Below are 21,599 nucleotides of genomic sequence, written 5' to 3' on the forward strand. Positions count from 1 at the left end.
GCGGGACGGGCGGCGCTGGGGCGGGTCAGCCGGCGGCGCGTTCGCGCAGGCTGCGCGGCCGCAGGTCGGTCCAGTGCGTCTCGACGAAGGACAGGCACGACGGCTTGTCGGCCGGCCCGTGCTCGACCGTCCAGCCGGCGGGGACCTCGGCGAACGCGGGCCACAGCGAGTACTGGCCCTCGTCGTTGACCAGCGCGTAGAAGCTGCCCTCGGGGTCGTCGAAGGGGTTCGTGGACATGGCTCTCCCTGGGATCGGCGGAACGGGTGGGGTCGCGCTCAGACGACGACGGGCGTCGGCGCCGTCGACGGCACGGGGGCGCCGGTCAGCGAGGCGACGACCTCGCCGGACCGGACCGCGATGTTGGACAGCAGGGTCGAGGTGATGCCGTGCGTGTGCTCGGTCGGTCCCTGCAGGTAGAAGCCGGCCCGCACCGCGGTGCCGTCGGCCAGCGCGGTGGTGCCGAGCCGGTAGTCGCGGTGCACGTCGAGCCGGCCGCGGGCGTCGCGGGCGCAGGCCTCGTCGAGACCGCCGGACAGCAGCCACAGCGGGTCGGCGGGACGGTAGCCGGTCGCGTAGACGACGGCGTCGGCGGTGATGACCTCGCGCGAGCCGTCGATCAGCGACTCGACGGCCAGCTCCACCCGGTCCCCGACGTCGACGACGTCGGCCACCCGGGACACATTGCGGAAGCGCAGGCGCTCGGTCCCGGCGACCCGCTCGTGGTAGTGGGTCCGGTAGAGGCCCTCGATGAGCTCCGGGTCGACCACGGAGTAGTTGGTGTTCGCGTGGTAGCCGAGGATGCGGTCCTTGACCTCGTCCGGCGCGGTGTAGAAGTCGTCGACGGCGGCCGGGTCGAAGATCCGGTTGGCGAAGGAGGTGTCGTCGGCGGGGCTGTAGCCGTAGCGGGCGAACACCGCGTGCACCTCGGCGGTCGGGAAGGTGCGGTGCAGGTGCTCGACGGTCTCGGCGGCGCTCTGCCCGGCGCCGACGACGGCGAAGCGGGTCGGCTCGGTCCCGGCGAGCTCGCGGGTGCGGAACAGCAGGTCGCGGTTGTGCCAGACGCGGCCGCCCACGGTGATCCCGCGCGGCAGGACGGGGGTGAGCCCGCAGGCGAGGACGACGTTGCGGGCGCGCAGGCGCTCCACCCGGTCCCCGGTGCGGACGACGACGTCGACGAGCTCCACGCCGTTCCCCCCGCGGACCGGCTCGATCTCGACGACCTCGCTGCCGTAGTCGACCGTCACCGCCGACCCGGCGGCCGCGCTGATCTCCCCCACCCGGGCCGCGGCCCACTCCAGGTAGTCGTGGAACTCGCGACGGGTCGGGAACGACGAGCCGTAGTTGATGAAGTCGGCGAGCCGGTCCCGGTCGTGGAGGTAGGACAGGAAGGAGAAGCCGCTGGTCGGGTTCCGCAGCGTGACCAGGTCCTTGAGGTGCGAGACCTGCATGGTCGCGTCCTCGAGCAGCATCCCGCGGTGCCAGCCGAACCGCTCCTGGCGCTCGACGAAGCGGGCGCTCACCCGTGCGTCGGCCGGGACCGTCGCGTTGTGCTCGAGCAGGGCGATGGCGATGCCGAGGTTCGACGGCCCGAACCCGACCCCCACCACGTCGAGTACCTCCGGGGTGGAGTGGGGGTTCGCGTTCGCGGGGTTCGCCATCACGGTCCTTTCGTTGCTTCGGCACGCCTCAGATAAGGCGAGGCTAACTGCAACACGAAGGTGGATGTCCCGCCTAGGGGGTGATCGCCGGGGCCCGGCCGCCAGGGGCCGTCCGCACTGGTCAGCGCCGTGACGTGACGCAGGTGTCACCCATTGGGAGTACAGAGCGCAACGGTGCACGCACCGCCGCACGAGGGTGTCGCATGCCCCGTCCGCGCGTCATCAGATCTGACGAGAGGGCCTCTCCGGCCACTCGGGGCGTGAGCGCGCCGGCCGGTGGCGACCCCGGCCGCGCGACGGCGCGGAACGGCGCGGAACGGCGGCGCCGCGCGGGACGACCGAACGTCCCGCGCGGCGCCGATGACGGTTCACCAGTCCCAGTTGCGCACGAGCGATCCCCCCTCGACCGGAGTGCTTCTCCCCGTCCCGGAACGGACGCCGTTGCGCTCCGCACGTGAGGACGCACGGCGTGCTCCACGATCGAGTGATGACGTGGCCAGAGTAAGCGACGGACAACGCTCCGTCACGATTTAACGTAAACCTGAGGCGTTCGCCGTCGGTTCCGGGCCGTTCGGCGCGGATTCCGGCCACCGGGGCACGAACGGCAAAGGCTTGCCTTACCCGCGGGTAGCCTCGGTCCATCCCCCTGACGCAGCCGACGAACAGGCAGGCGACGTGACCTCTGGCCCGGTGGCACCACGTCCGGCCGGGCGCCGCCGTCGTGCGCCGGACGCCCGGTCGCTGCTCGGCCTGCCGGTGCGCCCGCTGCTGCTGGTCCTGGTCGTGGAGACCGCCGCGGTGGCCGCGGTCGTCGCGGGCCTGCTCACCGGGGACCCGCCGGTGCGGACCGACGTGCTGCTCTGCGGGCTGCTGGTGCTGGTGGCCGCGGTGCACACCGAGCTGTCGGTCAACGCCGAGCGCCTGCGGCGCCGGATCGCCGCGACCCGCTACATCAACATGACCTCGGTGTGGACCTTCGCGGCCGCGCTGCTGCTGCCGCCGGGGCTCGCGACGGTCGTCGTCGCCGTCATCTACCTGCACCTCTACCTGCGGGTGGCCCGCCCGAGCGGCACGCCGCCGCACCGCCAGATCTACAGCGCGGCCACGGTGCTGCTCGCCGTGCACGCCGTCGCGGGGCTGCTCGCGCTGGTCGACGGCCGGGCCGGGGCGCTGGCGACCCCGCAGAACGCGGCGCTGGTGCTGGCCGCGCTGGTCGCCTACACGACGGTGAACACGCTCCTGGTCGTGTCGGTGCTGCGGCTGACCGCGCCGGGCTCGCGGTTCCTCGCGATCCTGCTGGGCGGCGATATCGGCCTGGAGCTGGCGACGCTGTCGATCGGCGGGCTGGTCGCGGTCGTGCTCGCCAACACCTCCCCCTGGTTCGCGTTGCTCGCGGTGCTGCCGCTGCTCGTCGTCGAGCAGACCACCCTGGTGCGCCAGCTGGAGGCGCAGGTCGACACCGACGCCAAGACCGGGCTGCTCAACCCGGCGGCCTGGCGCTGGCGCAGCCGTCAGATGCTGGAGCGCGACACGCGTACCGACCGGGCCGCCGCGGTGCTGATCCTCGACCTCGACCACTTCAAGGCGGTCAACGACCGGCACGGCCACCTGGCGGGCGACGACGTGCTCCAGGCCGTCGCCGACGTCCTCACCGCCGAGGTCCGCGACCACGACCTGGCCGGCCGGTTCGGCGGCGAGGAGTTCGTGGTCGCGCTCGGCGGGATGCGTGCCGACGACAGCCCGGCCGACCGCGCCCGCGAGGTCGCCGAGCGGATCCGGCGGGGCGTGCGCGCGCTGCAGGTCGAGACCGCGACCGCCGGGCCGGTCACCGGGCTGTCGGTGTCGGTCGGGGTCGCGACGACGCCCGACCACGGCACGGACCTCGACGGCCTGCTGGCCGCCGCGGACGCCGCGCTCTACGAGGCCAAGCACGCGGGCCGCGACCGGGTCGCGGTCCGGCGCCCGGCACCGCCGGTCGTCGCCGAGGGCGCGACGCCGCCGTTCGGGCTGAGCTTCGGCACCTGAGGCGCCGGGTCACCGGGTCACGGCCCGAGCAGCACCCGCGCCAGGTCCTTCCACTGGGGCAGCATCGCGTCGCCCGCGGGGTCGCGCGGGTCGAAGGTGTAGGTCAGCGCGGTCCCCCGCATCGAGGTGAGCAGCAGGTCGCGCAGCTGCTTGAACCGCGGGCGGCCCGCCAGCTCGTCGCCGAACATGCGGGCCATCGACGCGCGGATCGCCGCACCGAGCCGCTTCTCCTCGGGACGCAGCGCCTCGGCGATCTCGGAGTTGGACCGGGCCGCGGTCCACAGCTCCACCGCCGCCCAGAAGTGCGGCTCGGAGAAGCTCTCCCACAGCAGCTCGATGACCCGGTCGGCGCGTTCGAACAGGCCGACCTGGTCGGCGTCGAGCACCCGGCGGACGCGTTCCTCGGTGTCGGCGACGCGTTTGACCGCGAGGTGCTGCGCCGCCGCGACCAGCAGCCGGTGCCGGCTGGGGAAGTGGTGCAGCAGCCGACCACGCGAGACGTCGGCGGCCGACTGGATGGTCAGGGTCGTGGATCCGGAGTAGCCGCCGTCGATGAGGCAGGCGACGGCGGCGTCCAGGATCCGGGCGCGGCTGTCCGAGGACCGCTGCGCCCGGCTCCTGACCACCGGGGTGGGTTCGGTGTTCATGATGTGCTCATGATCGCCTGTCGGTCATCGGCTCAGAGTCCCAGACCCCGGCCGATCACCTCCTTCATGATCTCGGTGGTGCCGCCGTAGATCCGGGTGATGCGGGCGTCGGCGTAGGCCTTGGAGACCGGGTACTCGCTCATGTAGCCGTAGCCGCCGTGCAGCTGGAGGCAGCGGTCGGCGACCCGGCCCTGCAGCTCGGTGCACCAGTACTTCGCCTTCGAGGCGTCGACGGCGGTGAGCTCGCCCGCGTTGAGCGCGCGGACGCAGTCGTCGACGTAGTGCTCGGCGAGGTCGATCTCTGTGTCCATCTCGGCGAGGGCGAACTTGGAGTTCTGGAACGACCCCACCGGCGAGCCGAAGGCCTTGCGCTCCTTGACGTAGGCCAGGGTCCCGTTCAGCACCGCCCGGGCCGCCGCGGCACCGGCGATCGCGATCGACAGCCGTTCCTGCGGCAGCTTCTCGACCAGCTGGACGAAGCCCTTCCCCTCCTCGGGCCCGAGGAGGTTCTCCACCGGGACCTTCACGTCGGTGAAGGACAGCTCCGCGGTGTCCTGGGCGTGCATCCCCAGCTTGTCGAGGTTGCGGCCCCGCTCGAAGCCCTCCATCCCGCGCTCGAGCACCAGCAGGCTCATGCCCTTGTGCTTCTGCGACGGGTCGGTCTTCACCGCGACGACGATCAGGTCGGCGTTGATCCCGTTGGTGATGAAGGTCTTCGCGCCGTTGACGACGTAGTGGTCGCCGTCGCGGATCGCGGTCGTCGACATCGACGCCAGGTCCGAGCCGATGCCCGGCTCGGTCATGGCGATGGCGAGGATCGTCTCGCCGCTGACGACGCCCGGCAGCCAGCGCTGCTTCTGCTCCTCGGTGCAGTAGGTGAGCAGGTAGGGCAGCACGATGTCGTTGTGCAGGGTCAGGCCCAGGCCGGACCCGGCGGCGCCGACGCGCAGCAGCTCCTCGCTGATGACGGCGTTGAAGCGGAAGTCCTTGACCCCGCCGCCGCCGAACTCCTCCGGTGCGTCGATGCCCAGGAAGCCGTTCGCACCGGCGGTGGTGAACAGCTCCCGCGCGACGGCGCCGTCGCGTTCCCACTGCGCCTCGTGCGGGACGATCTCCTTCTCGACGAAGGCGCGGAACGCCTCCCGGAAGTCCTCGTGGTCGGACTCGTAGAGCGTGCGCTTCACGGCGCCGCCTCCCCTCGGGTGGTGGTGGTTAGCGCGGCTGCATCCGGATCGCGCCGTCGAGGCGGATCGTCTCGCCGTTGAGCATCGGGTTCTCGACGATGTGGGCGGCGAGCTTGCCGTACTCGGTCGGCTGGCCCAGCCGCGACGGGTGCGGGACCTGCTTGCCCAGCGAGGTCTTGACGTCCTCGGGCAGCCCGGCCAGCAGCGGGGTCTCGAACAGGCCGGGGGCGATGGTGTTCACCCGGATGCCGATGCTCGCCAGGTCACGGGCGATCGGCAGGGTCATGCCGACGATGCCGCCCTTGGACGCCGAGTAGGCGGCCTGCCCGATCTGGCCCTCGAACGCCGCCACCGAGGCGGTGTTGATGATGACGCCGCGGTCGCCGTCGACGTGCTCGGCCTTGGCGATGCGCTCGGCCGCCAGCCGGATCACGTTGAACGTGCCGATCAGGTTCACGTTGACGACCTTGGTGAAGTCGGCCAGCGGGAACGGGCCGGTCTTGCCGTAGGTCTTGATGCCGTTGCCGATGCCGGCGCAGTTGACCGCGACGCGGACGGTGCCGAGCTCCTCGGCGGCGTCGAGGGCGGCCGAGACCTGCTCCTCGTTGGTGACGTCGGCGGCGACGAAGCGGACGTTCTCGCCCAGCTTGTCGGCGACGGCCTCGCCCTGCGACGACGGCAGGTCGATGATCAGGACCTTGGCGCCGAGCTCCACGAACTTCTCCGTGGTGGCGAGGCCCAGGCCGGACGCACCGCCGGTGACGACGGCGACGGAACCGTTGATGTCCATGTTCTGTCTGTTTCCTTCCGGGTGGGGAGCGGGTGTCAGAGGAGCTCGAGGATGGTGGCGTTGGCCTGGCCGCCGCCCTCGCACATGGTCTGCAGGCCGTAGCGGATGCCGTTGTCGCGCATGTGGTGGATCAGGGTGGTCATGATCCGCGCGCCGGAACCGCCCAGCGGGTGACCGAGTGCGATCGCGCCGCCGTTGGGGTTGAGCCGCTCGGCGACCGAGGTGTCCTCACCGGCGATGTCGGCCAGCCAGGCCAGGGGCACCGGGGCGAAGGCCTCGTTGACCTCGAACGCACCGATCTCCTCCAGCGACAGACCCGACCGCGTGAGTGCCTTCTGCGTCGCGGGGATCGGCGCGGTCAGCATGATGACCGGGTCGGCACCGGCCAGCACCGCGGTGTGCACCCGCGCGATCGGGGTCAGACCCAGCTCCGTGGCCTTCTCACTGGTGGTCATCAGCAACGCCGCGGAGCCGTCGGAGATCTGCGAGGAGTTCCCCGCGTGGATCACCCCACCCTGGTCGGCGTCCTTGAACACCGTCTTGAGCTGGGCCAGGCCCTCCAGGGTGCCGCCCCGGCGGATGCCCTCATCGGCCGAAACGCCCGCGATGGGTGCGATCTGGCCCTCGAAGCGGCCGTCGTCCTGCGCCTGCGCGGCACGCTCGTGCGACAGCAGCGCGAACTCGTCGAGCCGGGTCCGGGAGAAGCCCCACTTCTCGGCGATCATCTCCGCGCCGACGCCCTGGTTGGGGGCCACCCCGTAACGCGCGGCGAAGTCCGAGCCCAGCGGGTCCTGCCCCTGGCTGGAGGAGAACATCGGGATGCGCGTCATGGACTCGACACCACCGGCGACGGCGACGTCGTACTGGCCCGCGATCAGCCCGGCCGCGGCGAAGTGCACCGACTGCTGGCTCGACCCGCACTGCCGGTCCACGGTCACACCGGTGACGGTCTCGGGGAACCCGGCGGCCAGTGCCGCGTTGCGGCCGATGTCGAAGGTCTGCTCGCCGACCTGGGACACGCAGCCCCAGATGACGTCCTCGATGTGGGCCGGGTCCACGCCGGACCGCTCCACCAGGCTGCGCAGCACGTGCGCGGAGAGGTCGGTGGGGTGGACGTCCGCCAGGCCGCCCTTGCGCTTGCCGACCGGGCTGCGTACGGCCTCGACGATGACTGCGTCTCGCACGGTGTTCGCTCCTTCGCGACGGTGGACGGCGCCCGGACGGGGCCGTCGACTCGCCACGACGGTAGCAGGAAACAGTCAGTGTTGACTGCCACGGGGCGGTGCGACCCGGGTCACGCCGATCACGGAGCTCCGCGACCGGCGCGCCCCGTCGATCAGTACCTCGGCGCTGCCGGGGCGCGCCGGGGCGGCGCCGAGGTACTGATCGATCCCGGACCGGCGGCGCGCGGCCCGGGCGCGTCGGACCGGTGCGCGACCGGGGTCAGGCGGAGGTGGCCGACACCCGGTCGGCCGTCGCACCCTCGCCGGAGGCGGTGGCCTCGGTGGGGTCGGTGTCCTCGGTGGCGTCGATGGGATCGGCGGCGTCGCGCCCGAGGATCCCCTCCTGCGCCGCGACGAGCGTCGGCACGGTGATCTGCCCGGCGACGTTGGTGGCGGTGCGCATCATGTCGAGGATCGGGTCGATGCCGATCACGATCGCGATCCCGGCCGCGATCACCGCGGGCGGCATCCCGACCGCGGCGAGGGTCAGGGTCAGCATGGTGAACCAGCCGGTCGTCCCGGCGGTGGCCAGCGCCCCGAACACGGCGACGGCGACGATCACCAGGTACTGCCACGCCGCGAGCTGCACCCCGGAGACGTGCGCGATGAAGATCGTCGCGAGCGCCGGGTAGACCGCGGCGCAGCCGTCCATCTTGGTGGTGGTGGCCAGCGGGACGGCGAACCCGGCGTAGTTGCGGTCCACGCCGAGGTCGATCGCGGCCTGCCGGGACATCGGCAGGGCGGCGCCGGACGAGCGGGACACGAAGGCGAACTGCAGCACCGGCCAGGTGGTGCCGAAGAAGCGGCGCGGCCCGATGCCGGCCACGACCTTGAGCAGCAGCGGGTAGACGCCGAACAGGACGATCGCGCAGCCGAGGTAGACGGTGACGATCAGCCCGGCCAGGGACCCGACGACACCGCTGCCATAGGTGGCGAACGCGTTGCCGATCAGGCCGAGCACGCCGATCGGGGCGAGCACGACGATCCAGCGGATGATCGTCAGGACGATCTCGAAGGCGGAACGGGAGAACGCGACGAACGGCTCGGCCTTCTCCCCCAGCGCGTAGGCGGCGGCACCGACCAGCAGCGCCGCGACGACGACCTGCAGCACGTTGTCCGCGGCGAACGCGGCGACCGGGTTGTCCGGGACGAGGTTCGACAGCAGCGCCTCCCACGAGCCCGCGGTCTTCGCGCCCACGGCCTCGACGTCGGCCGGGTCGGCGGCGATCGTGACGCCCTCGCCGGGGCGCCCGATCAGCCCGATCGTGATGCCGATCAGCACCGCGACCAGGGAGGTCCCGGCGAACCACGCGACGGTGCGCCCGCCGAGCCGGGCCGCGGTGCGGCCGCCGCCGAGGTCACGCAGGCTGACGATGCCGACGACGATCGCGAGGAACACCAGCGGCGCGACGGTGAACTGCAGCAGCCCGGTGAACAGGCCGCCGACGGTGTCCAGCGTGGACGCCAGCCCGGTGGAGCCGGTGACCCGGGCGGTCAGCCCGAGCAGGGCGCCGAGCACGAGCCCGGCGACGGTGAGCAGTGCGAACACGCGCGGGCGCTGCCAGGCGCGTGCGGCACGGACGACGAGTGACACGGGGATCCCCCAGGAGGTGTGCGGACGGACGTGGGCCATCGGGAGCCCGGACAGCCCGTCGCGGGGCGGCGGCACAGGTCGATCACCCGCCGGCTCACCAGCCACACACCCGTCCCCCGCACAGGTGGGAGCAACGCACCCGTTCGCCGCGTTCTTCCCGCCGGACGGAGGTACGCAGCGTGACCCGTACCTCCGTCCGGGACCGTCACCGCACCGGTGGGGTGGTCGCGTGCGCGGGTTGCTCGGCCCCGTCGAGGCCGGCGGTCGCGAGGTCGATCCCCCGGGTCTCGGGCAGCAGGTACACCGTCAGCCCGGACACCAGCAGCAGCGCGATCGCGTAGCCGAGGAACAGACCGGGCCTGCCGATCTCGGCGAACAGCGTCTGCAGGTAGGGCGCGGTCCCGCCGAACAGCGCGACGGAGATCGAGTACGGCACGCCGAGCCCGGCGGCCCGCACCCCGGTCGGGAACATCTCGGCGTAGAGGGCGGGTCCGACGGCGCAGCCCGCCCCGATCAGCGCGAGCGCGACGGTCATCGCGACGAACAGCGTCGGCCCGTCGTGGATCATCGCATCGAGCGGGAACAGCGCCAGGACGAGCACCGCGCCGGGCACGAGCAGGGTGCGGCGGCGGCCGAACCGGTCCGAGGCCGCGCCCCACAGCGGCAGCAGCACCATGAACACCGCCAGCGCACCGGCGCCGGCCCACAGCGCCGCCGCCGGGTCCACCCCGCGCGCGGTGATGGCGTACGCCGGGGCCGCGACCGACCAGACGTAGTAGACGACGGTCAGGCCGCTGGTCAGGAACACCACCCGGGCCAGCGCCTTCGGCCGGGCCAGGACCTGGCGCCACAGCGACGGGCGGCCGGGCGTCGCGGTGCGGGCCTCCTCCTCCCGGGAGTAGGTGTCGGACTCACGCATCCGCAGCCGCATGACCAGCGCGTACAGCCCGAACAGCCCGCCCAGGACGAACGGCACCCGCCAGCCGTAGGCGGCCATCTCCTCGCGGGTGAGCACGCTCGACAGGACGGCGCCGAGCACCGTCCCGACCAGGATGCCCGCGGTGCCGGAGAAGTAGATGAGGCTCGACCACAGCCCGCGCCGCGCGGGCGGGGCCATCTCGGCGAGGTAGGTCTGCGCGGCGGGCAGCTCGCCGCCGTGCGCGAGGCCCTGCGCCAGCCGGGCCAGGACCAGCACGACCGGTGCGGCGATGCCGATGACGGCGTGGGTCGGGACGAGCCCGATCACCAGACTGCCCACCGCGGCGGTCGCCACGCACAGCGCCATCGACAGCTTCCGGCCGCGGCGGTCGGCGATCCAGCCGAACAGGAAGCCGCCGAACGGGCGGGCGACGAACCCGACGGCGAACACCGCGAGGGTCTTGAGCAGGGCGGTGCCGGTGTCGTCGCCGGCGAAGAACTGCGGGGCGAAGAACGCCGAGAACGTCGCGTAGACGTTCCAGTCGAACCACTCCATGGCGTTGCCGGCGCCGATCCCGAGGATCGTGCGACGCCGCTCGGTGCGCTCGGTCATGCCGCCACCCCCGCGGCCGGGGCGAGGCGGGTGGTGGCGAGCGCGGCGTACAGCGCGGTCGCGTCGGCGAGGACGCCGTCGTCGAAGCGGGCGAGCGGCGAGTGGTTCATCGGCGCGGTGTCGGGGTCGGTGCCGGGTGGGCAGGCGCCCATCCCGAGGAACGCACCGGGGACGGCGGCGAGCACCCGGGAGAAGTCCTCGGAGCCGCTGACCGGGTTCGGGGCGAGCCGGAACCGGTCCTCGCCGAGCAGCTCGGCGCACACCCCGGCGGCGAACGCGGCCTCGTCGGCGTCGTTGACGGTGCGCGGGTACTCGTCGGTCCAGACGACCTCGGCGCGGACGCCGTGGGCGGCGGCGACACCGTCGCAGACCTCGCGGACCAGCACCGGCAGCGTCGCGGCGTGGACGTCGGAGAAGCTGCGCACGGTGGCCTCGAAGCGGGCCGTGTCGGGGATGACATTGCGCCGGGTGCCGGCGGCGACGACGCCGACGGTCAGCACGACCGGGTCGAACATGTCGAAGCGGCGGGTCACCATCGTCTGCAGTGCGGTGATCATCTCCGCGGCCGCGGCGATCGGGTCCCGGGCGGTGTGCGGGTTGGAGCCGTGGCCACCCGCCCCGTGCACGACGACGTCGAGCGCGTGCGAGGCGGACAGGAACACCCCGGGCCGGGTCGTGACCAGCCCGGCGGGCATCCGGTTGGCGAACACGTGCAGGCCGTAGGCGTGGTCGGCGCGCCGCCCGGCCGCGGTCAGGACACCCTCGGCGAGCATGTGGCCGGCGCCGTCGAAGCCCTCCTCGCCAGGCTGGAACATGAACACGACGTCGCCGGCGAGGTGGTCGCGGTGGGCGCTGAGCAGCCGCGCGGCCCCGGCCAGCGCCGCGGTGTGCAGGTCGTGGCCGCAGGCGTGCATGGTGCCGGTCCGCGCCGCGAAGTCCTCGCCGGAGTTCTCCGTGACCGGGAGGCCGTCCATGTCGCCGCGCAGCAGGACCACCGGGGCGTCCGCGCCGCCGTCCGGGGCGGTGCCGCGCAGGACCGCGGTGACCGACGTCGTCGTGGTCCCCCCGGTGATCTCCAGCGGGAGTCCCGCCAGTGCGTCGAGGACGCGGTCGCGGGTCCGGGGCAGGGTCAGGCCGACCTCGGGGTCGCGGTGCAGCTCCCGGCGCAGGTGCGCCAGGTCCGGCTGCAGCGACCGGGCGTCGTCACGAAGATCCACAAGCGTCCCCTCGGGTCGTACCGGAGGGCCACGCTGCCCGCCGGAGGTCCTGCCCGAGTCTCGGAGCCCGCGCGTTACGGCACGTAACATCGACCGATCCGATCCGGATCGGGGGCCCCGTGGACGGAACCGACCGCCATCCGCTGTCCGAGGACGACTTCGCGCTCGTCCACGCGCTGCAGCTGCACCCGCGCGCGAGCTGGGCCGGGCTCGGCCCGGTGCTCGACGCCGCGCCGGTGACACTCGCCCGGCGCTGGGCCCGCCTGCAGGGGTCCGGGCACGCGTGGATCGGCTGCTACCCGGTGGTCGGCGAGGACGCCATGCAGGTGGCGCTGGTCGAGGTGGACTGCGCCCCGGGGCGGCTCGCGGGGGTCGCCGCGGCGCTGGACTCCGAGCCGTCGGTGATGACCATCGAGTACGCCGCCCGCGGCCGGGACCTGCTGCTGACGGTGAACGCGGCGTCGTTCACGGAGCTGTCCGGGCTGGTGCTGGACCGGATCGGGCGGGTCGCCGGGGTCGCGTCGGTGCGCACGCACCTGGCGTCGCGGGTGCACCGGGAGGGCAGCCGGTGGCGGCTCGACGCGCTCGACGCCCGGCAGGTCGCGGCCGTGCGCGCGCTGCGCCGGGCGGACACCACACCGCAGGCGGGCGGCGTCGACCTGCGGGGTCCGGTGTACGCGCCGCTGGTGCGGGAGCTGTGCGCCGACGGGCGGGCGAGCGCCGCGGAGCTCGCGGCCCGGGTCGGGCGGCCGGCGTCGACGGTGCGCCGGCAGCTGTCGGCGCTGGTGCGCTCGCGGGCGCTGGTGTTCCGCTGCGAGGTCGCACAGCTGCTGACCCGGTGGCCCATCTGCGTGACGTGGTGGATCCGGCTGCCGACCGCCGCGGTCGAGGCCGCGGTGCGCCGGGTCCGGACCGACCCGCGGGTGCGGCTGTGCCTGTCGCTCACCGGGCCGGAGAACCTGCTGCTCACCGCCTGGACGCACTCGCTGGGCGAGCTGGTGGGAATGCAGTCGGCGCTGGAGCGGTCGCTGCCGCAGGCGCAGATCGTGGACACCTCGGTGATCCTGCGGACCCGCAAGCGGATGGGGTGGCTGCTGCACCCCGACGGCCGGGCCACCGGGACGTGCGTCCCGGTGTTCCCCGGCTGAGGCGGCGCCGGGTCAGAGCCAGGCGTCGCGGACGTCGAGGGTGGTCCGGTCCAGCGACGCGAGCAGGTCCAGCTGCGGTCCGGTGCGGGGCAGCTCGTGGCGCACGAAGTAGCGCGCGGCGGCGCGCTTGCCGTCGTACAGGTCGCCGTCGCGGCCCTCGGCGGCGAGCGCCTGCTCCAGCCAGATCCAGGCGAGCACGACGTGCCCGACCGCCTCCAGGTAGACCGAGGAGTGCGCGACGGCGAGCGCCGGGTCGTCCTGGCCGTGCACGGTCCCGGTGACCTCGACGACCCGGTCCGCGGCCGCGGCGACGGCGTCGGCGTGCGCGGCGAGCTCCCCGCCCGCCGCACGGCCCCGCGCCACGGTCTCCCCGATCGTCTCCCGCAGCAGCGTCAGCCCGGCACCCCCCTGCATCACGACCTTGCGCCCCAGCAGGTCCAGGCCCTGGATGCCGTGGGTGCCCTCGTGGATCGGGTTGAGCCGGTTGTCCCGGTAGAGCTGCTCGACGTCGTGGTCGCGGGTGTAGCCGTAGCCGCCGTGGATCTGGATCGCGAGGTCGTTGGCGTGCAGGCACCACTGCGACGGCCAGCTCTTCGCGACCGGGGTCAGCACGTCCAGCAGCAGGTGCGCCCGGCGTCGCTCCTGCTCGGTGCCGGCGGTGCGCTCCTCGTCGAGGAGCCGCCCGCAGTACAGGTTCAGCGCGAGCGCACCCTCCACGTAGGACTTGCTCGCGAGCAGCATCCGGCGCACGTCGGTGTGCGCGACGAGCGGGACCTGCGGGCTCGCCGGGTCCTTCGCGCCGGCCGGGCGGCCCTGGGTGCGGGTGCGGGCGTGCTCGAGGGCCAGCAGGTAGCCGGCGTAGCCGAGTGCGGTGGCTCCCGCGCCGACCCCGACCCGGGCCTCGTTCATCATGTGGAACATCTGGGCGAGGCCGGTGTGCGGCTCCCCCACCAGGTAGCCGACGGCGCCCGCCTCGCCACCCGGCGTGGCGCGGCCCTCGCCGAAGTTCAGCACGGTGTTGACGGTGCCGCGGTAGCCCATCTTGTGGTTCAGCCCGGCGAGGGCGACGTCGTTGCGTTCGCCGTTCTCCAGCACCCGGGGCACGACGAACAGCGAGATGCCCTTCACCCCGGCCGGTCCGCCGGGGATCTTCGCCAGCACCAGGTGGACGATGTTCTCCCCCAGCTCGTGCTCGCCGCCGGAGATCCACATCTTGGTGCCGGTGATCCGGTGCGTGCCGTCGTCGCGGGGCTCGGCCCGGGTGGTGACGTCCGCCAGCGACGACCCGGCCTGCGGCTCGGACAGGCACATCGTGCCGAAGTAGCGGCCCTCCACCATCGGGCGCACCCAGGTCTGCACCTGTTCTGAGCTGCCGTGGGTGAGCAGCAGGTTGGCCGCGGCGACGGTGAGCATCGGGTAGGCGGCGGTGGCGACGTTGCCGGCGTGCAGCCAGACGAAGCAGGCCTGGACGACGACGGCCGGCAGCGCCATGCCGCCCACCCGCGCGTCGAGCCCGGCGCCGACGATCCCGGTGTCGCCCAGCACCTTCAGCGCGGCGCGGACCTCGTCGGGGAGGGTGACGCGCTCGCCGTCGAACTCGGGCTCGCGGGTGTCGGAGATCTTGCGGTGCGGCGCGAAGTGCTCGGTCGCGACCTGCGCGGCGAGGTCGACGACGGCGTCGATGGTGTCGCGGTCGTGCTCGGCGTAGCGCTCGCGGTCGCAGAGCTCGACCACCCGCAGCCAGTCGTGGAGCAGGAAGTCGAGGTCGGCACGGGAGATCAGCTGCGCTCGCACGGCACCCACGATCGCACCCCGGGGCGGGTCCGGGGAAGCGGGCCGCTCAGCCCCCGACCGCGAGCGCCGGGGCGAACGCCGGCGACCCGGACCGGCCGGTCCGCACCAGGTCGGCGACGAGCTCGCCGACGGCCGGGGCGTACTTGAAGCCCTGGCCGGAGAACCCGCCGAGGACGACGGTGCGCGGCTCCCCCGGGGCGAGCGCGACGATGCCGCGGCGGGTCGGGGTGTAGCCCTCGACGTAGGACTCCAGCCGGGCGGGCCGGTCGGACATCCCGGCGAGGCGGGCGGCGACCGCACCGGCCCAGTCCCGGGTGTAGCCGGCCTCGACCAGCGGATGGTGGTCGGCCGGCGAGTGGACGCGGGGCTGCGGCTGCTGGTGGTTGATCTTGACGGTGGCGCCGTCGACGGCGGGGAAGAACGAGTGCACCGGTGCCGCGGTGTGGATCCCGGGAGGGAAGACCGCGGGCGCGAACCGGGCGGGGTCGCGCACCCCGAACCAGCTCAGCACGACGCGGCGCTGCTCGATCCCGGTGGCGCCCGGGACGAGACCGGCGCCGTGGCCGGTGGCGATCACGACGCTGTCGGCGACGGTCTCGCCGTCGACGGTGTGCAGCACGACGCGCCCGCGCCGCCTGCCGATGCCGACGACGGTGACGCCCTCCCGGACGGCCGCCCCGGCCCGGCGGGCCTCCGCGACGAGCCCGCGGGTGGCGGTGCCGGCGTCGAGCAGCCCGCCGCCCGGGTCGAGCACGGCCACCTCGTCCGCGCCGAGCAGGTGCGCGGGCCAGCGCACGGCCGCCGCGGCCGCGTCGAGCACGGTGGTCCGGCCCGGCAGCGCGACCGCCCGGACCCGCGGGTCGTCGCGCGCGCCGAGGGTGAGCGCGCCGCAGGCGGTGAACGGCGCGCCGGGCAGCCCGGTCCAGAGCTCACGGCTGCGGTCGAGCAGGCGGACGTGGTCCGGCCCGGTCGCGACGGCGGTGCGGAAGATCCGCGTCTCGCCGCCGGAGCCGCCGTCGGGGTGGCCGACGCGCCCGGACTCCAGCCCGACGCAGGACACCCCGGCGCGGGCCAGCGCGAGCAGCGACGCCGCGCCGAGCACACCCAGCCCGACGACGGCGCACTCGACCGACCCGGCCCGTCTCACGGGTTCTGCGACCGGATCCGGGCGTCCGCGGGCAGCGGCACGCGGGCCGGGTCCCGGGGCAGGCGTCCCGGCCAGACCAGGCAGAGCAGCGGCGGCGCGCCGACCGCCCGCAGCGCGGCGACGGCCGTCACGACGTCCTCGGTGGTCGTCGCGGCGGTCTCGACGACGAGCACGCTCGGCCCGCCGTCGCGCACGGTGCGCAGGTCCTCGTGGGCGAGCCGCGGGACGCGCAGGGCCCACACCACCGGCGTCCCGGGGGCGACGGTCGTCGCCGGGGCGCCGGGGGTGAGGTCGCGGTAGTCACGCCGGTCCCCCACCAGTGCGGCCGCCTTGACCAGCTCGGACGCGACGTCGCAGGCGGGCTCGCGGGTCAGCTGGACGACGGTGAGGCACTCGACGTCGCGCAGCAGGTCGCGGTAGGCACCGGCCAGGCGCGGCACCGCGTCCGGGGCGGTGCCCGGGGCGAGCACCGGCACGTCGAGCCGGGCCCGGAGCCGGTCCTCGGGGTGGGCCTCGGGCAGCAGCCCGCGGCCGCGGCGGACCGCGGGCACCCCGAGACCGGCCAGCAGCAGCGCCGCACCGGCGCCGATCCCGGCCGCTCCGCCGACCCACCACGCGGTCGGGACCTCCGGTGCGACGACCGGGGCGGGCCCGTCGACGACGACGGTGACCTGCCCGGTCCGGTCGGCCAGCGTCCGGCCGAGCTGCTCGGCGACCGGGTCGGTCCCGGTGGTGCCCGAGTTGCCGGTGGCCTGGGCGTCGGCGGCGCGCCGGTCGATCTCGGCGCGCAGCGGCTGGGTGCCGCCGGTGGTGACGGCGGCGTCGAGGGCGCCGATGCGCTCGCGCAGCGCGGTGACCGCGTCACCGGCCAGCGCGGTGGCGGTCGCGTCGTCGGTGCCGGTGGCGCGGACGGCGACCACACCCGGTTCGGGTGCGGTGAGCACGAGGCGCCCGGCGACGTCGGTGACGGTGGAGCCGGTCAGCTGGGCGACGCGGTCGGTGAAGGCGGCGCTGCCGGCCGCGGCGAGCGCGCGGGTGGTGGCGGGCCCGGGGTCGGCGGTGCCGACCGAGCCGACCTGCACCGACGTCGTCGCGACGGTGGGCGGTGGGAAGAGCACGGCCAGGCCCGCGGCGCCCGCGGCCGCGAGCAGCACGGCGCCGGTGACGGGGACGCGGCGACGGCGCAGGGTCGCGCCGATCTCCGTCAGGGGGCCGTTGCGGTCCGCCCCGGACGAGACGGGTGCCGGTGTCGCGGCCGGGATCGGTGCGGCCGCGGGGGTGGTCGACGGGGCCGGTGCCGCGGTCCGGTCCGGCCGGGGCGCCACGGGCGGGGCCGTCGGCGGGGCCGGACCGTCGAACCCGGCCGGCAGCGCGGGTGCGGATCCCGTCGGGGCCGGGCGCAGGGGTGCGACCGGGGACCGCTGCGGGGCCGGTGCCCGGGTGGGCACGGACGCCGTCGGCGGCACCCGCGGGATCGCCGAGGTGGCCGGGGACGGGCGGGACGGTGCCGTCGGTGCCGGCGCGCCCGACGCTGTGGACCGGGTGGGCAGGGCCGACGGGCCGGTGACCGGCGCCGTCCCCGTGACCGCCGACGGGTCGACGGGCGTCGTGGCCGACGCCGCGCCGTGCGCACCGTTCACGCCGTTCACGCCCTTCGCGCCGTTCACCGGAGCCGGAGGCGGAGCCGTGGACGTGGCCGGGGTGTCGGTGCGGGGTGAGGTCGGCAGCGACGTCGGGGTCGCGGTGCGGTGGGCCCCGGCGCGCGGCTCGGTGCCGTTGCGTGCGTCGGTGCCGTTGCGTGTCTCGGCCCCGGTGCGTGCCCCGGCCGAGGTGCGCGACTCGGTCCCGTGCTGCGCGTCGGTCCCGTTGCGCGGGTCGGTGCCGTTGCGCGGGTCGGCCCCGGTGCGCGGGCGCGTCTGCACGGTGTCCTCCACCCCGGAAGCGCCGGAAGCAGCGGAGACACCGGACGTACCGGAAGCACCGGGAGCGCCGGAACCGTCCGGGGTACCGGCACCCGCCGGCGACGCGGCGGGCTCGGCGCGGGTCACCGCACCCGGCGGCGGCAGCAGCCCCCGCCGCCGCGACCGGGCCCGCTCCGGCGTGCCGGAACGCGACGGCTCAGCGGAACGCGACGGCTCGGCGGAGCGGGACGGCTCGGCGGCACCGGTGCCGGGCGACGCCGGGTCGGCGTCGCGCACCGGGACTCGCTCGTCGCCCCGCGCCGGGGCCGCACCGGAGGACGGCATGGCCGACGCCCCGCCCTGCTGCGGCGGGGCCGCCGTCCCGGCGTTGCGCGCCGGGACCGGCCCCCCACCGGCCGACGACGGGGTGACCGCGGGCAGCGCCGTCGTCGCGGAGGCGTCGTCGACGGCACCCGGGGCACCGCCGGCGGGCTCCTGCGACGCGTTCTCTCGGCGGTAGGGCGTCGGCCGGGACGGCGACGCCCCGGCCGCCGTCTCCGCCGGTGCCTCGCGCCGCGGCGGGACCAGCGGGGCCCGCGGGGTCCTGGTGCGGGCCATCAGCGGGACCCCGCGACCAGGGCCGGGCCGCCGGGCAGGATCTCGGTGACCACACCGGCGGGCGTGACCTCGGTGATCGTGGCGTCGCGCGGCTGCGGCATCCCGGCCGCCACCTCGGGGCCGAAGTGCTCGGCCAGCCACGACGGCCGGTAGACCGTGTCGAGGTAGCGCTCCCCCAGGTCCGGGGCGAGCGCGACGGCCGTGGTCGTCGCGTCACCGTGGCGGCGCAGCCAGTCCGCGGCCCCCGCGACGACGGTGCCCGTCGACCCGCCGAACAGGAACCCGCGGCGGGCCAGGGCGTGGCACGCCTCGAGCGTGTCGGGCTCGGCGACGTGCACGACGTCGTCGATGTAGGACTCGTCGAGCGCCTCCGGGCGGACGCTGGTGCCCAGCCCCGGGATCATCCGGGGCGTCGGCCGGTCGCCGAAGGTGACCGACCCGGCCGCGTCGACCGCGACCACCCGGACCGGCCGCGGCCGGGACCGGAAGTAGCGGGCGCAGCCCATCAGCGTGCCGGTCGTGCCCGCGCCGACGAAGACCACGTCGAGCTGCGGGAACGCCGCCTCGATCTCCGGCCCCGTGGTGACCAGGTGCGAGCCCTGGTTCTCCGGGTTGGCGTACTGGTTGAGCCAGACGTAGCGGTCGTCGCCGGCGACCAGCGAGCGGACCAGCGCGATCCGGGTGGCGAGGAAGCCACCGGCCGCGTCCGGGGTGTCGACGACGCGGACCTCCGCGCCGAGCGCCTCCATCAGCCGGTGCGTCGCCGGGTTGCAGCGCGGGTCGGTGACGCAGACGAACCGGTAGCCCCGGCTCGCCGCGATCATGGCGAGCGCGACGCCGAGGTTGCCCGAGGAGGACTCCACGAGCACCGATCCGCGACGCAGCAGGCCGCGCCGCTCGGCGTCGGTGACCATGCCGAGCGCGGCCTTGAGCTTGACCGATCCTGCGAAGTTGAAGCCCTCGCACTTGAGGTAGAGCGACAGTCCGAGGACCCCGGTCAGGTCGACGTACAGGTCGTCGGTGTTGAAGTCTTCGGGTGCGGAGATGACGGTCATCGTCGACCCCTCGTGTACCAGTGGTGGCGGCTCAGCCGTGCCGGCTCAGCTCGTGGAAGAAGTCGTCGACGGTGTGCAGCTCGCCGGCGCGGGCGACCTCGGCGTGGACGAACCGTCCGACGGCGAGGTCGAGGACCCCGAGGCCGAACGGGGAGAACACGACCGTGCGGTCGGTGGGGACGGCCAGCGTGCCGTCGAGCACCTGGTCGAGGGTCCCGTCGACGAAGTCGCGGTTCCCCGTGGCCTGTTCGGCCAGGTGCGGGGAGGTGTCGGCCTTGAGGCAGTGCTCGACGTCGTCGAGGACGTTGAAGGCGCTGAGCACGATGTCCGCGGACAGGTCGCGCAGCGACACGTTGAGCACCAGCGGGTGGTGGTCGAACCAGGCGGGGTCGTGCACGTGCGGGGTCCCCGCGACGGTCGCGAAGATCACCAGGTCGCTGCCGCGGACCAGCGACTCGGCGGAGTCGTGGATCCGGACCTCGCCCGGCGCGGTGCGCTCGACGTGGCCCCGGAACCCCTCGGCGGAGTCCGCGGAGAGGTCGAACACGCCGACCTCGTCGAAGGTCCAGCCGGTGCCGACCAGGAACTGGTGGATGTAGCGGGCGATCAGCCCGGTCCCGACGAACCCGACGCGACGCGGGCGGGCCCCGTCGCGCGAGAGCCGGTCGGCCGCCGAGGCCGCGGACGCCGCGGTGCGCGTCGCGGAGATGATCGAGCTCTCCAGGCAGGCGTACGGGTAGCCGGTGCGGGGGTCGTTGAGGATCAGCACCGCCGAGGCCCGGGGGACGCCGCGGGCGACGTTCTCCGGGAAGCTGGAGATCCACTTGATGCCGTCGACGCCGGTGTCGTCACCGGTGCCGCCCAGCGACGCGGGCAGCGCGATGATCCGCGACGACGGCCGGTCCGGGAACCGCAGGAAGTACGACGGCGGGTTCACCGTCGCACCGGCACCGTGCACCCGGTAGGTGTCCTCGACGAGCTCGACGAGCTCCTTCTCCCGCCCGCCGAGCGCCCGCGCCACCTGGGCGCCGGAGATCACGGAGAAGGCGGGGACGGACTCGGCCGGGGCGTTCATCGGGCTCCCTCGAAGGCGGGGACGGCGACGCCGTCGGTCATGGCGACGACGACGTGCCGGTCGCCGGTGTAGGGGTCGCGGCCGTGGGCGAATCGCAGGTTGTCCACGACCAGCAGGTCGCCGTCCTGCCAGGGCTCGCGGACGGCGTGCCGGTCGTGCGCGGCGTTGATCTCGTCGACGACCGCCTCGGGCACCGGGGAGCCGTCGCCGAAGCGGGTGCTGAACGGCAGCCCGTCCGGGCCGTGCATCTCCAGCAGGAACTCGCGGACCTCGGGGTCCATCGCGAACTCCGACAGGAACGCGATCTGGTTGAACCAGACCCGCTGCCCGGTGACCGGGTGCATCAGCACGCCGTGCCGGCGCTGGCGGGTGCGGAGCCCGCCGTCGGGCGTCCACTCGGTGGCGATGGCGTTGGCCCGGCAGTAGCGCTCGACGACGTCGCGGTCGGCGGTGCCGAACGCCTGCTCCCAGGAGGCGCCGATGTCGTCACCGTAGGAGCGGGTGAGGATCCAGCCCTCGCGCTCGACGCGGTCGACGAGTGCGGGCGGCAGGTCCGCCGCGACCCGGGTGGTGTCGACCAGCGGTGTCGCGCCGCCGGTCTCGGGTGCACGCAGGCAGGCGAACAGCAGCGTGGCGGGCGTGTCCAGGACGTAGGACAGCTCGTGGTGGGCGCACATCGGCTGGCGCGCGGGCCACGGGGTGGCCGAGTAGACGCCGTCGGACAGCAGGGTCCGGGCGGCGATCGCCTCGCACTCGACGTAGCTGCCGGTCCCCAGCCGGGCGGCCACACCGGCGACGTCGGCGACGGTGCGCAGGCCGAGCCCGCGCACCAGCACGACACCGTGGTCGTCGAGCAGGTCGCGCAGCGCGTCGCCGTGGCGCTCGGTCCAGCCGGCGGCGTCGCCGCCCGGGCCGGCGTCGAGGACGGGCGGTCGTCCGGGGTGCGGGCGCACCCCCAGCAGTGATCCGGTCATGTCTCCCCCTGTGGTGG

17 protein-coding genes are annotated in these 21,599 nt (G+C 74.5%); 2 read left to right on the forward strand and 15 right to left on the reverse strand.

Features of this window, described 5'->3' with window-relative positions; all coding sequences use genetic code 11:
- Positions 1-25: 25 nt before the first annotated feature.
- Positions 26-238, reverse strand: coding sequence for an MbtH family protein (locus DMP17_RS34615; RefSeq protein WP_062395825.1), 213 nt, complete (start codon positions 236-238; stop codon positions 26-28).
- Positions 239-276: 38 nt separating this feature from the next.
- Positions 277-1,659: a lysine N(6)-hydroxylase/L-ornithine N(5)-oxygenase family protein gene (locus DMP17_RS34620; protein ID WP_337831742.1), complete on the reverse strand. Its 1,383-nt coding sequence runs from the start codon at positions 1,657-1,659 to the stop codon at positions 277-279.
- A 690-nt stretch (positions 1,660-2,349) separates the two neighbouring features.
- Here DMP17_RS34620 and DMP17_RS34625 point away from each other — a divergent pair.
- Positions 2,350-3,684 carry a GGDEF domain-containing protein gene (locus DMP17_RS34625; protein WP_337831743.1) on the forward strand — a complete coding sequence of 445 codons (1,335 nt, stop codon included), beginning with the start codon at positions 2,350-2,352 and terminating at the stop codon, positions 3,682-3,684.
- Positions 3,685-3,701: 17 nt separating this feature from the next.
- On the opposite strand, the gene DMP17_RS34630 is transcribed toward DMP17_RS34625, so the two are convergent.
- From DMP17_RS34630 to DMP17_RS34660, 7 genes are all read right to left on the reverse strand, one after another.
- Complete coding sequence (locus tag DMP17_RS34630; protein WP_337831744.1) at positions 3,702-4,331, reverse strand: TetR/AcrR family transcriptional regulator; 630 nt, start codon at positions 4,329-4,331, stop codon at positions 3,702-3,704.
- Positions 4,332-4,363: 32 nt separating this feature from the next.
- A complete protein-coding gene (locus DMP17_RS34635; RefSeq protein WP_226357538.1) occupies positions 4,364-5,515 on the reverse strand; it encodes an acyl-CoA dehydrogenase family protein in 1,152 nt (383 codons plus the stop codon).
- A 28-nt stretch (positions 5,516-5,543) separates the two neighbouring features.
- Entirely contained in the window at positions 5,544-6,305 is a 762-nt protein-coding gene (locus tag DMP17_RS34640; RefSeq protein WP_226357539.1) for a 3-hydroxyacyl-CoA dehydrogenase, read from the reverse strand.
- Positions 6,306-6,340: 35 nt separating this feature from the next.
- Positions 6,341-7,489, reverse strand: coding sequence for a thiolase family protein (locus tag DMP17_RS34645; protein WP_337831745.1), 1,149 nt, complete (start codon positions 7,487-7,489; stop codon positions 6,341-6,343).
- A 259-nt stretch (positions 7,490-7,748) separates the two neighbouring features.
- Entirely contained in the window at positions 7,749-9,077 is a 1,329-nt protein-coding gene (locus tag DMP17_RS34650; RefSeq protein WP_443217988.1) for a dicarboxylate/amino acid:cation symporter, read from the reverse strand.
- A gap of 250 nt (positions 9,078-9,327) precedes the next feature.
- Entirely contained in the window at positions 9,328-10,653 is a 1,326-nt protein-coding gene (locus DMP17_RS34655) for an MFS transporter (protein WP_226357542.1), read from the reverse strand.
- A complete protein-coding gene (locus DMP17_RS34660; protein WP_337831746.1) occupies positions 10,650-11,870 on the reverse strand; it encodes a M20 metallopeptidase family protein in 1,221 nt (406 codons plus the stop codon). Before DMP17_RS34660 ends, DMP17_RS34655 begins: the two co-directional genes overlap by 4 nt.
- Before the next feature lie 119 nt (positions 11,871-11,989).
- Between DMP17_RS34660 and DMP17_RS34665 the strand changes: the two genes are divergently transcribed.
- Positions 11,990-13,018 carry an Lrp/AsnC family transcriptional regulator gene (locus DMP17_RS34665; RefSeq protein ID WP_337831747.1) on the forward strand — a complete coding sequence of 343 codons (1,029 nt, stop codon included), beginning with the start codon at positions 11,990-11,992 and terminating at the stop codon, positions 13,016-13,018.
- Positions 13,019-13,030: 12 nt separating this feature from the next.
- Here the strand turns inward: DMP17_RS34665 and DMP17_RS34670 are convergent, their stop codons facing one another.
- Genes DMP17_RS34670 through DMP17_RS34695 form a run of 6 tightly spaced genes read right to left on the reverse strand, consistent with a single transcriptional unit; the run spans position 13,031 to position 21,582 of the window.
- The gene (locus tag DMP17_RS34670; protein ID WP_337831748.1) at positions 13,031-14,812 is read right to left on the reverse strand and encodes an acyl-CoA dehydrogenase; all 1,782 of its coding nucleotides are present in this window, start codon (positions 14,810-14,812) and stop codon (positions 13,031-13,033) included.
- Between the two features lie 46 nt (positions 14,813-14,858).
- Complete coding sequence (locus DMP17_RS34675; protein ID WP_226364503.1) at positions 14,859-15,959, reverse strand: FAD-dependent oxidoreductase; 1,101 nt, start codon at positions 15,957-15,959, stop codon at positions 14,859-14,861.
- Positions 15,956-18,478 (reverse strand): hypothetical protein, encoded by a 2,523-nt coding sequence (locus DMP17_RS34680; RefSeq protein WP_337831749.1) that lies wholly within the window; start codon positions 18,476-18,478, stop codon positions 15,956-15,958. Before DMP17_RS34680 ends, DMP17_RS34675 begins: the two co-directional genes overlap by 4 nt.
- Positions 18,478-19,533, reverse strand: coding sequence for a 2,3-diaminopropionate biosynthesis protein SbnA (gene sbnA, locus DMP17_RS34685; RefSeq protein ID WP_226357548.1), 1,056 nt, complete (start codon positions 19,531-19,533; stop codon positions 18,478-18,480). Before sbnA ends, DMP17_RS34680 begins: the two co-directional genes overlap by 1 nt.
- A gap of 31 nt (positions 19,534-19,564) precedes the next feature.
- Entirely contained in the window at positions 19,565-20,608 is a 1,044-nt protein-coding gene (gene sbnB / locus DMP17_RS34690; RefSeq protein WP_337831750.1) for a 2,3-diaminopropionate biosynthesis protein SbnB, read from the reverse strand.
- The gene (locus tag DMP17_RS34695; protein WP_337831751.1) at positions 20,605-21,582 is read right to left on the reverse strand and encodes a TauD/TfdA family dioxygenase; all 978 of its coding nucleotides are present in this window, start codon (positions 21,580-21,582) and stop codon (positions 20,605-20,607) included. Before DMP17_RS34695 ends, sbnB begins: the two co-directional genes overlap by 4 nt.
- Positions 21,583-21,599 lie beyond the last annotated feature (17 nt).

The sequence above is a fragment of the Pseudonocardia sp. TMWB2A genome (assembly GCF_017312135.1).

Coding starts and splice junctions, on each gene's coding strand:
- DMP17_RS34615 (WP_062395825.1), bottom strand. CDS start 238: ATGTCCACGAACCCCTTCGACGACCCCGAGGGCAGCTTCTACGCGCTG.
- DMP17_RS34620 (WP_337831742.1), bottom strand. CDS start 1,659: ATGGCGAACCCCGCGAACGCGAACCCCCACTCCACCCCGGAGGTACTC.
- DMP17_RS34630 (WP_337831744.1), bottom strand. CDS start 4,331: ATGAACACCGAACCCACCCCGGTGGTCAGGAGCCGGGCGCAGCGGTCC.
- DMP17_RS34640 (WP_226357539.1), bottom strand. CDS start 6,305: ATGGACATCAACGGTTCCGTCGCCGTCGTCACCGGCGGTGCGTCCGGC.
- DMP17_RS34655 (WP_226357542.1), bottom strand. CDS start 10,653: ATGACCGAGCGCACCGAGCGGCGTCGCACGATCCTCGGGATCGGCGCC.
- DMP17_RS34680 (WP_337831749.1), bottom strand. CDS start 18,478: ATGGCCCGCACCAGGACCCCGCGGGCCCCGCTGGTCCCGCCGCGGCGC.
- sbnA (WP_226357548.1), bottom strand. CDS start 19,533: ATGACCGTCATCTCCGCACCCGAAGACTTCAACACCGACGACCTGTAC.
- sbnB (WP_337831750.1), bottom strand. CDS start 20,608: ATGAACGCCCCGGCCGAGTCCGTCCCCGCCTTCTCCGTGATCTCCGGC.
- DMP17_RS34695 (WP_337831751.1), bottom strand. CDS start 21,582: ATGACCGGATCACTGCTGGGGGTGCGCCCGCACCCCGGACGACCGCCC.